16 protein-coding genes are annotated in these 14825 nt (G+C 55.7%); 5 read left to right on the top strand and 11 right to left on the bottom strand.

From position 1 onward, the window contains the following. Positions 1-6 precede the first annotated feature (6 nt). The 3 genes from RBB81_RS08270 to acpS form a co-directional block, all read right to left on the bottom strand. Entirely contained in the window at positions 7-2085 is a 2079-nt protein-coding gene (locus RBB81_RS08270; protein WP_179581499.1) for a M13 family metallopeptidase, read from the bottom strand. 197 nt (positions 2086-2282) lie between these two features. Further along, positions 2283-3368 carry an MlaD family protein gene (locus RBB81_RS08275; RefSeq protein ID WP_179581500.1) on the bottom strand — a complete coding sequence of 362 codons (1086 nt, stop codon included), beginning with the start codon at positions 3366-3368 and terminating at the stop codon, positions 2283-2285. A gap of 222 nt (positions 3369-3590) precedes the next feature. Further along, the gene (gene acpS / locus RBB81_RS08280) at positions 3591-3971 is read right to left on the bottom strand and encodes a holo-ACP synthase (protein WP_353073347.1); all 381 of its coding nucleotides are present in this window, start codon (positions 3969-3971) and stop codon (positions 3591-3593) included. Positions 3972-4203: 232 nt separating this feature from the next. On the opposite strand from acpS, the gene RBB81_RS08285 reads away from it, so the two are divergent. After that, positions 4204-4569 (top strand): hypothetical protein, encoded by a 366-nt coding sequence (locus RBB81_RS08285; RefSeq protein WP_183767720.1) that lies wholly within the window; start codon positions 4204-4206, stop codon positions 4567-4569. A gap of 15 nt (positions 4570-4584) precedes the next feature. Here the strand turns inward: RBB81_RS08285 and RBB81_RS08290 are convergent, their stop codons facing one another. The 5 genes from RBB81_RS08290 to RBB81_RS08310 form a co-directional block, all read right to left on the bottom strand. After that, positions 4585-5865 (bottom strand): transporter, encoded by a 1281-nt coding sequence (locus tag RBB81_RS08290; protein WP_353073348.1) that lies wholly within the window; start codon positions 5863-5865, stop codon positions 4585-4587. Positions 5866-5881: 16 nt separating this feature from the next. Then, positions 5882-6562 carry a C39 family peptidase gene (locus RBB81_RS08295; RefSeq protein WP_353073349.1) on the bottom strand — a complete coding sequence of 227 codons (681 nt, stop codon included), beginning with the start codon at positions 6560-6562 and terminating at the stop codon, positions 5882-5884. Continuing rightward, complete coding sequence (locus tag RBB81_RS08300; RefSeq protein ID WP_353073350.1) at positions 6562-6972, bottom strand: hypothetical protein; 411 nt, start codon at positions 6970-6972, stop codon at positions 6562-6564. Before RBB81_RS08300 ends, RBB81_RS08295 begins: the two co-directional genes overlap by 1 nt. Before the next feature lie 73 nt (positions 6973-7045). After that, a complete protein-coding gene (locus RBB81_RS08305) occupies positions 7046-8329 on the bottom strand; it encodes a hypothetical protein (RefSeq protein ID WP_353073351.1) in 1284 nt (427 codons plus the stop codon). A 564-nt stretch (positions 8330-8893) separates the two neighbouring features. After that, positions 8894-9499 (bottom strand): hypothetical protein, encoded by a 606-nt coding sequence (locus RBB81_RS08310; protein ID WP_353073352.1) that lies wholly within the window; start codon positions 9497-9499, stop codon positions 8894-8896. A gap of 24 nt (positions 9500-9523) precedes the next feature. Here RBB81_RS08310 and RBB81_RS08315 point away from each other — a divergent pair, with 24 nt between their 5' ends. Together RBB81_RS08315 and RBB81_RS08320 are read left to right on the top strand one after the other, a co-directional pair. Further along, positions 9524-10312: an ABC transporter ATP-binding protein gene (locus RBB81_RS08315; protein ID WP_353073353.1), complete on the top strand. Its 789-nt coding sequence runs from the start codon at positions 9524-9526 to the stop codon at positions 10310-10312. A gap of 218 nt (positions 10313-10530) precedes the next feature. After that, complete coding sequence (locus tag RBB81_RS08320; RefSeq protein WP_179581508.1) at positions 10531-11382, top strand: JmjC domain-containing protein; 852 nt, start codon at positions 10531-10533, stop codon at positions 11380-11382. A gap of 73 nt (positions 11383-11455) precedes the next feature. Here the strand turns inward: RBB81_RS08320 and RBB81_RS08325 are convergent, their stop codons facing one another. After that, positions 11456-11581, bottom strand: coding sequence for a hypothetical protein (locus tag RBB81_RS08325; RefSeq protein WP_257025352.1), 126 nt, complete (start codon positions 11579-11581; stop codon positions 11456-11458). Between the two features lie 326 nt (positions 11582-11907). On the opposite strand from RBB81_RS08325, the gene RBB81_RS08330 reads away from it, so the two are divergent. Further along, positions 11908-12792, top strand: a complete 885-nt coding sequence (locus RBB81_RS08330; protein WP_353073354.1) for a magnesium transporter CorA family protein — start codon at positions 11908-11910, stop codon at positions 12790-12792. Between the two features lie 135 nt (positions 12793-12927). Beyond that, complete coding sequence (locus tag RBB81_RS08335; protein ID WP_179581510.1) at positions 12928-13188, top strand: hypothetical protein; 261 nt, start codon at positions 12928-12930, stop codon at positions 13186-13188. A 57-nt stretch (positions 13189-13245) separates the two neighbouring features. Here RBB81_RS08335 and RBB81_RS08340 read toward each other — a convergent pair whose 3' ends face one another. Next, positions 13246-14160 (bottom strand): bestrophin family protein, encoded by a 915-nt coding sequence (locus RBB81_RS08340; protein WP_353073355.1) that lies wholly within the window; start codon positions 14158-14160, stop codon positions 13246-13248. Then, positions 14157-14807 (bottom strand): carbonic anhydrase, encoded by a 651-nt coding sequence (locus RBB81_RS08345; protein ID WP_353073356.1) that lies wholly within the window; start codon positions 14805-14807, stop codon positions 14157-14159. Before RBB81_RS08345 ends, RBB81_RS08340 begins: the two co-directional genes overlap by 4 nt. Positions 14808-14825: the final 18 nt, after the last annotated feature.

A 14825-nucleotide genomic window follows, 5' to 3' on the forward strand; every position in this document is an offset into this window, starting at 1 on the left:
TATCCTCTACCAGACGCGACAGGAGTTCACCGGCATCATTGGTTGTCCTGCTTTACAGCCAAAGGCCTTGCCGAACTCATCGAAGTTTTGCACCGTGCCCTTCGCCCGCCACTCGCCTGTGCTGTGCGGATCGGTCTTGGCCAGCACACGCGCGTTCTGTTCCGTCTGATTCTGGCACCACAGCTGTCCGAAGGTGATAAAGAAGCGCTGCTGCGCGGTATAACCATCACGCTTCCCATCGACATACCCCGGCTCAGCAGCGGCTCCCTGTTGCGTTAGAGCTGCTTCGAGCGCCTGGAATGCAATGCGAATCCCGCCATTGTCTGCCGTATTTTCGCCAAGCGTTAGCTTTCCGTTGAGGTTTTGTCCCTCGGCAACCTTGAACCCGTCATACTCTTTCGCTTCGCAATCGGTACGCTCGGTAAACTTCGCGCGGTCCTCCGCTGTGAACCACGGCCGCACATTTCCTTTCGGATCGTACTTCGATCCCTGGTCATCGAAACCATGCGTCATCTCATGCCCGATCACAGTACCGATGCCGCCAAAGTTTACCGCTGGATCTTTGCTGTTGTCGAAGAAGGGAGGCTGCAGAATCCCGGCAGGGAAGTTGATATCGTTATTCGGAGGGCTGTAGTACGCATTGACCGTAGGCGGCGTCATACCCCACTCCTTCTCGTCGACCGGCTTGCCTAGCTTGGCATAGTTGCGGGCCCGCTCAAAGTTCTGACCCCGCTGCACGTTTCCAAGGTAGTCGTCGCGCTTAACAGTCAATGTGCTGTAGTCGCGCCAGCTTTCCGGATAACCGATCTTGTTCCGAATCGCATCGAGCTTTGCCTTCGCTTCTACCTTCGTCGCGTCGCTCATCCATGGCAGCTGTTGTATGTCCTGTCCCAGCGCCTGTTCAAGCGCCACCACCAGTTTGTCCATGTTGGCCTTCGCATCGGGAGGAAAGTATTGTTTCACCCAATCCTGGCCCACGGCTTCACCCAGCGCCGCATCCGTTGCGCGTGTACAACGTTTCCAACGTGGCGTCTGTTCCTTCTGGCCTTGCAGCGTCGCTGAAAAAAAGTTGAAGTTTTCATCCACAAATGGCTTCGACAAAGCAGGCGCAGCGGTTCTCAACGCCTGCCAGCGCAGATAGCTCTTGATCGAATCCAAACTCGCCGTATCGATCGCTACATTCATCGCCTTGAAGTAGTCCGGCGTCGCGACATTCAGCGTACTGAACTCTCCGATCTTGACTTCTTGCAAATAGGTCTGCCAATCATAATCGGGAGACAGCACCTCGAGGTCCTGCCTGGACATAATGTGGTACCGCTTCGCCGGATCTCGCAGCTCGACGCGATCGATTGAGCCCTTGGCGAGCGCCGTCTCGATGGTCATTACACTTTTAGCCTCGTCCGCAGCTCTCTCAGGAGCATCGCCTAATAGCACGAACATCTTCGCGACGTGCTCGACATACTGATCCCGTAGCTTTTGGCTCCTCTCATCCTCAGTCAGATAGTACGACCGGTCCGGCAGCGAAAGGCCCCCCTGGATCGCGCTCGCAATCTGCTGGCTCGAGTCTTTCTGATCCTGCTGCACATTCAACCCATAAAACACGCCCACAGAATAGGTTCTCTGTAACTCTGCGACAGTCGTCGCCAGTTGCTTTTTGTCCTTCAACGATTCAATCGCCGCCAATACTGGCTTCAACGGCTTCACCCCCAGTTGGTCCGCCAGATCCACGTTCATGCACGCAGCGAAGTAGTCCCCGTACTTCCGCTGCAGGGGAGTCTTCGGAGCGTCGGCGGCAGCCCTCAACTCGGTATACAACAAATAATTATTTCGCTCCGCCAACTCGTTAAACCTTCCCCACCGTACCTGATCTGCAGGTATAGGATTTTTCTTCAGCCAATTGCCGCAAGCATATTGGTAAAAATCGGTACAAGGGTCCGCGGTCTTATCAATTGCGGAAAGGTCGAAGATGATTGGCTGCTTCGGCTCCGAACTTGGCCCACCGGCTGCATCTGCCCTAGTAAACGCTTGCCCAAGACAAACTCCCGTAGACAGTATCAGCACACTTGCAAAAGACTTAGAAATCATCTCTCTCCTCACAACAACTCTCCATAAAGAGCAACTATTCAAAGAGCGAGACGATTCTTCGTCTACTCAAAAACGCAACTCTCAGCGGTTCTACAAAGACGAGACACTGTATCGCAAAGTTTCGGGGTCCGTAAAACGCAGAAAAAAACGGGCTCAGGCCAGAGCCCAAACCCGTCATCTTTGTTGCTGCACCTTCTCTAAAAGATCTTCAGATGGATCGTCAGGTATTTCTTCGGATCGCTTCGAATCGTCTTCACCAGATCCGTGCTGGCCTCCAGCAGTTTGTTCAGGTTGGTGTAGGCGGCATCGTCGGTCACTAGTTTGCCCAGCGTACCTCGACCATCGTTCACTCCAGTCACCAGCGTGTTTACCTGCGTCAGCGTATTGCTCAGATCCTGGCGAAACTTGGGATCTTTCAGCATGAGCCCAATCCCACCTTTGCCAGCGTCGGCATCGGCCAGCAGCGAATTCGCATGCGCAAGCGTCGAGTTCAGGTTTTTATAAAGGGTATCGTCCTTTATCAGTTTGCCCGCCGTGCCCTTGCCGCTGTCGATCCCTTCAGCAATACTCTGTAACTTCGCCACTGTGCCGTTTAGCCGGTTGTACAACGTGTCGTCGGTCATCAGTTTGCCGATCGACCCGCGACCCGCATTGATATTCTTCTCCAGCTTCAAAAGCTCATCGACGGTATTGTTCGCCTTGTTGTACAAATCAGGATTATTGATCAGCTGCCCGACCGAGCCCTTCCCCGACTGAATGTTGTCAACGATGATGTTCATCTTCGCCAGAATCACATTCAGGCTCTCGATCGTTCCCTGGCTCGCCTTCACGACATCGGTCAAACTAGGCGTCTCCAGAGTCTTCAGTACATCACCGTCCTGCAGTGGCGGCCCCACGGCAAACTGGCTATTGATATCCACCACCGTATCGCCCAGCACTCCCACCGTCGACAGCGAAGCCTTCGAATCTTTCTTCAGATTGGTGGCGAACTTTTCGTTCATCTTCATCACCACCTTCACCGGAGTCAGCTTGTGCTCTGGTGAGTTGTCGATCGTCACAGACTTCACCGTCCCGATCGTCACGCCTTCCAGGTTCACCGCCGCACCTGTCTTCAGGCCGGCCGAGTTCTCGAAGAACGTCACCACCGTCAGCTTATGCGAAAAAATTCCCAGACCCGACGAACTCGTCATCAGGAACAGCAGGGTCACCAGCACCACTGTCGAAATCAGTACAATCACGCCCACCTTCAACTGCGACCACCGGACCTCCTGCTGGCTGGGCATAGCTCTCCTTTAAGACCTTTTTGCAAAACTTCACTGCCACGGCGTCGCACCACCGCCTCCCACCTGTAGTGCAATCAGGGTGTCAGTAACTAGGAGAATACATTACCCTCCCAACCAATCACCTCAGGAAAAGCACAGGGAATCACGTCGCGCTAAAGTGCTTGATCTCTTATGGATGCCCAAACCACTCTAATGGTTTCAACTTCCGCTACCCGCAGCGGTTTAGTCTTCAACGACCACCACCGCCATCGCTAGCTCCCTGCTATGGGTCAAGCTCAACTGTACCCTGTGCACGCCCATAGCCCCAGCCAACTCTGCCGCCCTCCCACTCAGGTGTAGCGTGGGTCTGCCACTCGCCTCGCGCCGCACTTCAAGCTCTTTCCACGTAACGCCTCGACTAATTCCGGTCCCGAGAGCCTTCGCACCGGCCTCCTTCGCAGCAAACCGGGCCGCAAAGCTCTCTGCGGCATTCTTTTTCTTACGCATGCAGTAGGCGATCTCTCCAGGAGTGAAAACCCGCTCCAGAAACCGCTCGCCGTACCGATCGATGCTCTCCTCGATCCGTTTCGTCTCTATCAAATCCGTTCCTACTCCAAGCACCATAAAGAACCTCGCTCCCGCTATCTACTACATCCATGAAACTAAAAGCAGACAAACCGCCGTCGGAGAGCAAAGTTTTCGAAGTGATATCGCAAGTCATCTCTTTTCAACATTATCAAACCGCAAGCGCCACATGACCACAGTACCCCACTAGAGACTCACGCTCCCACCCTCCCCTTCCGATGAACACCCTATCGGCAAGCACACCTTCGATCGGCAGAGGCTCAACATTCCCATGCAATCGCTTGATATTCAGGGCTTCAGCTACGAAGAGCGCCAAGGCCTCCTGCCCTCGCTCACCTCAGCCTTCGCAGACTGCGGAGGCTGGATCCTCAACCGCAGAACCCTCTCGCCCACCACCATGGAGTTCCGCGTCGAGATCCAGCTTCGCGCCGTCATCGACCTCTACGCCTCCATCATCTCCTCGGGCCTCGAGCTCACCCGCGCCGGCCACCTCGGCTTCACCCACCTCTGCACGTGTCGCAAAAACCTCACCACTCCGGCCGACCTCGGTCAGATCATCACCATCCGTCTGGAGATAAGCTTTCTCGAAGACGCCACTCTCCAGTCGCTCTTTCTCTCCGCTGGCGAGTGCGCCTGATCATCCTTCACGGTCCTAGTGCACGTCCAGCTTCTTTGGTTTCGCCCCCCACAGCCCGAACCGAAACGGCACACCCACGGAGAACTGCAGATTCGGCGTATCCGGCGTCAGCCCCACGCCGAAGCTCAGGTCGATCGTTTTCCCCGGCGCGTACACGTACGTTGTTCCAAACCGCAACGCTCCTTCTACTAGATACGACGCCGGAATATCCACCCCGTTTAACGTGGTGCTACGCGTGAACCGCTGATCCCAGCCCAGCGTCATCGATACCTCTGGATTGAGTGCCAGGATCGATCCAAGCTGGAATCCCACCGCATCACCCGGCTTGAAGTGTCCCACCATCGTTGCCGAAGGGTTGGTTGGATCGTTCGCCGAAACGGTATGATTCCCCGGCAAATTAGCCGTATACGAAAGATTTCCAAAGAACACTACCGGGTCGCTCGACTTCGACAGCGTCAGATTTCCTTGAAGCGCATTGAACCCGGTCCCGAGCGCCGTCAAGTTGCTCTGCAGATTGAAGGCATCTTTCCCGGTCGTCGATTTAAAGCGCACACTCGCCAGTATGTCGGGAACCTTTCCATGTTCGACCGTGAACTGCCGGGAGACACCCGCAGAGATATCGCCCAACCCAAAACTGCTCGAAGAGGTTTGAACATTGTTCGCATCCACCGTCCTGATCAGTTCATATCCATAGGGAATCGTGAAATCCCCTTGGAACTTATGCGGAAGCCCCAGTCTGGCCGTAAAGTTTGGCAGCAGGTAATCCTCCCGAATACGCTCAGAAGCGATATCGCCGACGACTAACACTGGCAGCAGCGCGAACCCATTCACTGTCACATGGTCAGACGAGGCGCTGAAATAAGAAGTCGTATGGTCGACCTCCAGAGTTCCGGAAGGTAACAGCAATCCGCCGCGCAAGATCAACGCTTGGTCGAGAGCCTCCGTTGCCTGCCTCTCCGTGCTGTCGTAGGTTGACGTCGACACTACCGAATTAATCACTCGACTAGTCGAGCTGGCCGGCAAAGCAGGACGTTCCTCAACCTTGGCCGGAGTGGTAAATCCTCCGTTGATGCGCCACTCCAGCTCATTTACTCGCTCCAGCAGGTTGCGGATGATGGCATCGCGCTCTCGCAGTGCGTCCTGCAGCTTCAAATCCACCGGGTCTTTCGTCAGAGTCGCTGCTTTGGCGACTTCTTGTGTCTGAGGGGCAACTTTAGCTGGTGTCGTCTGTGCCGGGAGCGATCCCGCAGCCGCCAGCAACACCACAAGGCCTGGTAGAACTCTTCGCCGCAACATCGAGCCGCCTTTCCCCTCAGTACAAATAGTTGCTCGGAGCCGTAACTCCGATCTTGCGCGAGATCAGCGACTCATCCGGTACCAACCGCGCTGCCACAGGAAGACGTTTTTCCCCGATCATCCGGTCGTCTGGTGGATGGACCACGAAGACGATTCCGTCCTTCCACAAAGTCTGAAACCGGTCGACTCGCATCGTCACATTACCGAAGCCCGGATCGCCCAGAATCACGTGCCCTGCAACAAAACCTTTCACCACCACAAAGTGATCGAAGCCCTTCTCTCGTATCGGTACGATCACCGAAGTCTTCTCCAGCGCCAGATCCTCAATCGACATACCGCTGAAGGCCTCCGCATGATATCCCCGCGCCTCGGAAAAGTGCTTCAGGTCCAGCAGCGAAAATCCGCCACGCGAACGGACGCGCTTTGCGTCCACACGATGAAGAAGCCAAACCACGATCGAAGTCTCTGGCGTATCGTCCTTGAAGTCGTAAGTAAGAAGCGTGCTCAACGCCGCGGCGCCGCAACTTACGTCCCAACGCTGCTTCACCACGCCCTCATCGCGAATCTCTTTCATGCTTCGAATGTTCTTGCTCCCCTGCACCCCGGGTGCTTCTCCCGTCTTCTGGGCGCGTACGGGGGCAGGGAAGAGAACAAGACTCGCCAATCCAGCAGCAAGTATCGATCGCAAGCAATTCATCAGTGTTTTCCAGTCAGGTTGGACTGCACAATGGTCCCTACCGTCGAGTTCAGATTGACGTTCAGGTTCAGCAGCACATTGATGTTGGAGTTCACCGCGTTGATGTTGACCAGCGAACTGAGGTTCTGTTGCGCGCTGCCATTCAACGTGAGCGTGCCCATGTTGGTGGTTGAGGTCAGCGGACCGGTCAGCACCTGCAGTGTGCCAGCACCTGTCACCAGACCGTTGGCAGTCGACGCCGATCCTTGGAACTGCACGACTCCATTCGACAAGCTTGCTGAAACACCCGCTGCCGTGATCCGATCCATAGCGGCATCGTTCAACGGTTGGGGAGTATGCCGTGCTGCGCTCTGAGCTAGTCCTGCTTGGGTCAGCAACGCAAGACTCGCAACTACGAAAAGACGACGCATAAATCCTCCTTGATGCCACAGAGAAGCGTAGGTTGGGGCTCTCTGGTTGAAGAGCCCCTCCCTGCGGCCGTCTTTAGCGAGACTGCGAGATGCTGTTGACCTGGCTGAGGGTCGGCATGGTAGTGAGGTTGGTCGTGTGGGCAATGTTCAGCCCATTGGCAACCATACCGCCGGCCGCGTTGACGATGTTCAACGCCTTCGCGTTCTGCTCTGCCGAACCGGCAAGTATCACGCTGTAGCTATTGGTGTCGTCGATCGTCGATCCATCGACGGCGATGTTCTTCGCGGCGGCGTAATCGAAGCTGACTGCGCCCTCTATATCCTTACTTACAGACTTGCTCTTCACTGCGGTGTAGGACTTCATGTCTGAAGCACTCGCCGCAAGTGTCGTCGCAAGACTGCTCGAATAGTCGTTCGACACACTTACATTGTGAGTCTTAGTCGAGGTTGCCGAAACAGTGTTGCTCTTGCTCGACGCCAGGTTCGCGGTGGCCGCCAACGACGCGGCGCTGTTCGAGGCGCTTGTATCTGTGTTCGCCGTGTTGGTGGTGCCGTTGGTCGCTGACCCATTGTTAGCTGATTTTGTGCTGTTCATCGCAGAGCCTCCGGTTGAGGAGGTGCTTCCGCCACTCGAAGCGCTGTTGGTGGAGGTGGAGCTGCCTGTTGTTGCGGCACTCCCTCCCGTACCTGACGTTGCGGTGTTAGCGGTAGTACCGGTAGCCGCTGTATCGTTGGCGCTGTTTGCACTGTTTTCAGAAGCATTCAACGTCAGAGCTGCAGACTTCGTTTTGGTATACGTGTCAGAGAAGCTCTTGCTCTTTGTCAGATCGTTCGCATAAGCAAAGCTATCGGTCTTGCTGGCGGTCAGCGAAGCGTTAAGGCTCGACGTAGAGCTCTTCGTATCGCTCACATTCGAGCTCTTGCTGACTTTCAGCTGGCTGTTCTCTCCCCGCTTGTAGCCATAGAGAACGGCTGTCGATGAGCTATCCTGCGAGATACTGTTGGCCTGCGTCACGTCGGTTGGTTTGGTCGAAGCATTGGTCAAAGCGCTGCTGTCGTATACGTTCACGCCATTGGCAACAAGCGCGTCAGACGAGCTCACGATGTTGATGCCGCTTGCACCCATCAGTGCGGTTCCAGCGAGATTCACCGTGCCTGAGTTGTTTTCAGTCACGGTCGAGTTATTAGCCGCGATCGCAGAGTTCTCTTCGCCGGCGGCGGTAACTTTGTCCATCTGGTTATCAAGCAGCGCCTGCTTTGCCTGTTTATGGTTCGTTGGTTTGGTCTTGTTCTGGCCGTAAGCGGAGCCGCCGACAAGAACCGATGCGGTAACGAGAGTGCAAATGAGTTTATTCACTTCTGCCTCCTGGGCATTGTTGACGAGCACGACCGTCTACGCAGCAAGGCCGGCTGCATAGGGGACAAGATTGACGCACCACAGTGCGGGCGCACGCAAGCGAGCGGGCGCAGTGGGGACATCGCGTAAATGTTCGGATTAAGGCTTCAACTCAGGCTGAATGAAACCAGCGTAAAACGTAAAAAGCGTAGCGATACATGCGATGAGACTGTCGTTCAAGCCGATCGCGTTCGTAATGTAGTTCGTGCATGAAGCCTGTCACTACTAATGAATGTCATCTCTGTCTTGCAATAGATAGTGCGCGACAGATGGAGCCCGTTTCAGAAGTATCTTTCAGACTTCCGACGACAGCGGTATATGCAATTCAAGTGCCAATTTCTGCCCCCGCATTCCACAGGGGATCTTGCGTATCTCATTTGACACCATGCAGCAACTTGCAAATTTCGAGAAAACAATTCTCTCGACACGTGTGCCACGGTGGTAACCCTCTCGTCCGCTCCCACCGTAACTTACTCAGTCTTATTCTCTTGCAACGTCTTAGTCTCGGAGCGCCGGAGCCCTCAATCAGCGCCCAAGTTCGACCACCGTCTTGCGGTGCAGCATGCTATCCGAGTCACCAATAACCAACGCCCCCGGCTGCTTCCACCCATGCGTCAAAATCAGCCTTAAGCCCGTTGCATCTCCGGCTACCTTGAACACCGGCTCGCTCATTACAGAGTCTCCTCCAGACACCCTCGTACTCAACCCCACCCCATTGACTCCAGCCGACTCCTCCCACAGCCGCCCCTGCGCATCCGTCAAGTAAACCCGGATCAAACCATCGCTCCGGGCCGACCGTCCCCGATTTGTAACCCGAACAGTCACTCGCACCAGGCGCCGCCCATCACGAACCAGAAATCCTCTTACCTCGTCCACTCGGACAACTGTAAAACACATCTCATCAAAACACTGCGGCTCCCCTACCGCGACCACTCTCTGCTTTTGTCCCAGCGAAACTCCAATCAACACCGTCAGATACACCACCCAAACCCCAGCCAGCCACGCTATCCCACGACGCACTCGCAGCCGTTCACCTCGCAGCCACGACACCCCCACGCCCACCAAGCCCAACGCCGTCCATCCCCCCACTCCAACAAGCAAAAGCTCCGTCAGCCTCACTCCCCACCCCATTCGCGATAGACTTCCTATACGTACATGTCTCCTCATTCTTCCACGTTGTCCCCCCAGCCCGACTCCTCTTCCACAACGCCTCTTCTCTCGACGCCCGATGGCAGCGTCGCAACGCCCGTCATCCTCGCCCGCGATCTCGGCAAGACCTATCGCTCCGGCAAGCTCGAGGTACCCGCTCTTCGCAAGGTCAACTTTGCCATCACACCCGGCGAGTTCGTCGCCATCGTTGGCCCATCCGGCTCCGGAAAATCCACGCTCTTCTATATCCTCGGCGGACTCACCGGAACCACAACCGGCTCCGTCCTCATCGACGGCATCGACTTCGCCACCCTCTCCGACGCGGAACGCACGCGTACCCGCCGGGCAAAGATTGGCTTTATCTTCCAGCGTTTCAATCTCTTGCCCACTCTCTCGGCAATGGGCAACATCGAGATCGCCCACGACATCGCCAATCTCGGCGCCTCGACCAAGCGAGAGCTCGACCGGCCTCTCCTCACCCACCTCACCGAGATGCTCGGCATCCAAGGCCGTCTCGACCACCGCCCCAACGAGCTATCCGGCGGCGAGCAGCAGCGAGTAGCCATCGCCCGCGCCCTCATTAACCGCCCAGCCATCGTCCTCGCCGACGAACCCACGGGCAACCTCGATACCAGGAACTCCGATGCTGTCCTCAAGATGCTCCGTCAATCCAGCCGCGAGCTCAACCAGACCGTCCTCATGATCACCCACAACCCAGAGGCGGCTCAGATCGCCGATCGCATCCTCCACATGCGCGATGGCGAAATTACTCATATTGAGACCGTTACCCGCTAGTATCCCTCCTAACCAGCGCCTGAATTTGCGAAGTAACTGCTTGCTGGCTCACTAGTTATGAGTAGTAACTAGATGTTTGGTTACTTACGCTAAAACCCCTGACAGTACTGCACAAATCGCGCAGATAATCACTTTAAAATTGAAGTGGATACTGCTCCCCTGTACCATTCGCTTGTCGAAACTAGATTTTGATTGCAGTGATTTGCCGGGGGTTTATCGTGACTTACACATACTTTCAACCAGAAAAAGAATTCTCTGATTGCTTCAGGCGAAAGCCCTTTCTCTTCTCCCATAACCTGGACTCCAACGATCTCTTTTCGACCCAATCGGTGGAGAAGCTCGCCGAAATCTGGAGCCGCGACAACACCAAATCCGGCTTCTTCTATCTCGATAGAAAATTCAGAGAGTGGGGCAGCGAGGACCACAAGGCCAGCCTGGTCGAAGCCTTCCGGCACTCCGACCTCAGCCGGATGAGGATGAAGCTCAGCTTCATTCACACCCAGCCAAAGTACGATAAAGTCCTCGAAACCATGACGCAGGAGCTATCCGAGCTCACCCATGTCGATCTCGCCAAAGAGTATCGCGCGCCCATGGAGACACTCTTCCTCACCTCTCCAAACGAGTTCACCCCGTATCACATCGACAGCGAAGACAGCTTCCTCCTTCAGATTCAGGGCACAAAGACTATCTACATCTTCGATGGAAGCGACAAAGAAATTCTCAAAGACCTCGATATAGAAAAGTATTGGGCGCAGAACGAGATCGCATTCCGCGAAGAGATCAGGTCGCGCGGCCAACGCTTCGATATGGAGCCCGGAACCGGCGTCCACATCCCCATGCACTTCCCCCACATGGTCGAAAGCGGTCCCACATCTTCGATGTCGCTGAGCATCGGCTACGAGTCAATTGCCTTTGACAGGGATCTATTCCGCGTCAATCATCAGCTGCGCAAACTCGGCCTCAACCCTACGCCCCCAGGCAAGAGCAAGGTCATCGACAACACCAAGATGGCCGTCTTTGCCGGAGCCAAAACAATCACCAAGACACTCAAGGGACTGCAACACAAGTAGGTCCCAAGTCATTTGATACGTCAGGAATCCCTGTCACCGCAGGGATTCTTCTTGCCGAGGCAGCAAACCAAAGCTACTCCGTCTTTTTCACATGATTGCTGCGATCATCATCCGGCAACACATGGTCCGGATCGACCACGACCTCAGCAATCGGCGCTTTATTCTCAAGCGTCCACGTGTACCTCCCTTTTGCATCCATGTCTCCAAGGGCAACGGCACGCGTAACTTTTCGCTCGAGCGGTGTCCATTCACCGGATCCGGCAATATGAGCGGCCAAACGTCAGTCGCGGATCATACCCAGACGTCGCACTGGCAGCGGTTCTGCGCTGGAACGAACTCCGCGCTCAAGCCAAGCCAAAAGCCATCAACAGCAACACGGATAAACGAACATTGCACCGGATCTGCATCAGAGGTGGGTCTCGCTTTCCAGAATCTGGGGGTGTTTTCTAGATCATAGATGCAAGCCGCAGTACGATGGACTCGAGTAACCGGTCCCTGGAGTCGAATTGCAAACAAGGAAATCCCATGCCCTGGTATCAACTTGACGACGCAAACGATCCGAAGCTGGACGCGCTCGCCAAGCAGTACGACCTCCACCCTCTCCACCTCGAAGACGCCCGCAACCCAGACGAGGGCGTCAAGGTTGACTCCGGTTCCAACTACACCTTCGCCGTATTTAAACCCGTCCGACTCATCCCCGACCCCGACAACCCCGGCGAAGAGATGCCTTCCTTCTCCCCCGTCGATATCTTCGCCGGCAAAGATTTTCTCATCACGATCTCCGACCCCACCTGTCCCACCACCGAGCAGGCCCTAACCCGTGCGCGTCGCGACGGAGACGAAGAGCACCCCGGAAAACTCGTCTCCCTCATCCTCGACACCATCGTCGACCTCTATTTCCCCGCCATCGATCACTTCGACGACCGCATCGACCAGCTTGAGGACAAAGTCTTCGACGATCCTTCACCCGAGATCCTCCAGGCCGTCTTCGCCATCAAGCGAGAGCTCATCGACCTTCGCCGCGTCCTCGTCAATACACGCGACGCCGCGCTCCATCTCCAGCGCGATCCCAACACCATCATCGATGCTGACTATCAACCCTATGTACGCGACACCTACGATCACATTGCTCGGCTGCTCGACTCGGTTGAAACCCAGCGCGACCTCCTCAACAACACTCTAGACATCTACCTCTCATCTGTCTCGAACCGCACGAACGAAGTGATGAAGGTACTCACCGTCCTCGGTACCATCGCCCTGCCCGCGCTCGCCATCTCGGGTATCTACGGTATGAATCTCAAAGGTCTGCCCTTCGAAGACTCTCCTCACGGAGCCGAGTGGGTTGCCGGGATAACCGTTTTAGCCACGGCGATCCTCCTCTTCGTCCTCCGCAAGCTGGACTGGCTGTAGCTCGCGACTCCAGCTCATCAAAGCAAATCAAACGCCTGTTGACCCAGCAAAACTAGTCTGAAAGAGATCCCCGCAGCCAACCATAATCCTGCATCTTCTGAAATACGACGGCAAAGCCGCCAAGGAGATTCGTTCATGACCGACTATCGTGTAAGCCAAGGGGATGTTCAGGAAGATCAGATAACCGCAGCCATCGAAAAGGTAACTTCGCAAGTGCCCTCCAGCGTCTATCTGGCCTTGGCACTTGGTTCAATGGCCGTTTCTGTCGGCTTCCAGGCCGCAAAGAAACACCACGACGCTTTGTTCGTCGGCCAATGGGCTGCGCCTTTTCTGATCCTTGGCATCTACAACAAACTTGTGAAACTTCATGGCTCCGATGGCGCTTCTCACGCCTGACATTCCACAAAAAAGAGCCCCGGCGCTGGACCGGGGCTCTTTCCTTAGCATTGACGCTTACCAAAGTACGCCGTCAATAGGTGTCGTCGCCGCCGGCAGCGTGGTTTCGCCCAGCAACTGACGAAGATTTATCTCGATCGCCGTCGAAATCGAAGTCATCGGCACATCGAAGATAGTGTTCTCAAAAGGGTCCTCAAGATCCTGACCGATCTTGTCCAGTGCCAGAAAGATAAAACCAACCAGCGTCGATCCGAGCGGCGTGAACCATCCCATGCTCGTCACCAGCGCCAACGGCAGCAACACACAGTACATCTGTACAAAGAGCTGCGGGAAGTAGTCGTACTGCTTCGGCATCGGTGTGTTTTTAATCCGCTCCGCGCCGCCTTGTGCATCTGCCAGATCGTTCAAACTCTCGTCCATGGCGCGCCACTGCAACGCATCCACCCACTCCCGCGTCTGGCATTCCAGCAGCAACTTCCCCATCAGCTGCTGTATAGCAAGCGGCACATTCTTCTCCACCCGCAGAGCCTCCAGTTCGTGCTCGTCAAGCAGCGGTGCCAACTCAGCCCACGGTTCCAACTTTCGCAAATGTTGCCGCAGAGCATGCACAAACGCAATCTGCAGATACACCATCCGCCGCTGTGTCTCCTTGAGTTCAGCAGCATCGCCACTCTTCAGCGTCAACATACTCGTAGTCACCTGACGCGCCCAACTCCTCGAGTTGTTTACAATCGCCCCCCACAGAATCCGCCCCTCCCACCATCGCGCATAGGCAGACTGGTTCCGGAACGCAACAATAATTCCGATCGAAGATCCGAACAACGCCAACGGAATATGTGGCAGGGCGATCCAATTCCAGTGCATCAACTTGTATGCCGCCACCACCGCCAGGTCGTACAGAACCAGCAGCAGTAACGGCATGCCAACGTACTTCAGCATCGCAGCCAGCTGTCGTCCGCGCGGAACGATCATTTGCCCTCGCCCTCAATCGTCACCGGCACAAACGCCCGGCCTCCGTCCTCCGAGATCCTCACCTCGCCCTTGCCAATGTCGTACACCCAACCCGAGATCGTGAGCTCCTCCCGCGCCATCGCACCGGCTACCGAAGGATGCGTCCGCAGATGTTGCAACTGGAGCAGCACATTCTCCTCAGTCAACTGCCGCAGTAAATCACTCTGCCGGTCGTCTTTGCTGGCCAATGAGTTTGCCACGCTCAACGCCGCCTGCGCGTTCGTCAACCAACTTTTCACGGTTGGTAACTTCTCCAGCCCTTCAGGGTGCAACAAACCCTTCATCGCCCCGCAGTCAGAGTGTCCGCAGATCACCACATGTTGCACCTTCAGCGCCGAAACGGCGTACTCGATCACCGCACTCACGCCGCCCAGCATCTCGCCATAGGCCGGCACCAGGTTGCCGACGTTTCGCGTCACAAAAATATCCCCTGGCTGGGACTGCGTAATCAATTCGGGATCGATCCGCGAGTCCGCGCAGGTCACAATCAAAGCATGCGGCTTCTGCGGCTCGCTTGCAGCCTTCACGTAGGTATCCTTATTCTCCGGATAAACGTCCGTCCGAAACTTTCGAATCCCCGCCTTCAACTCTTCCAATACGGCATCCATAGTTCCCCCTTTTTCAAC

Source organism: Tunturibacter gelidoferens, assembly GCF_040358255.1.
Classification (GTDB): Bacteria; Acidobacteriota; Terriglobia; order Terriglobales; family Acidobacteriaceae; genus Edaphobacter; species Edaphobacter gelidiferens.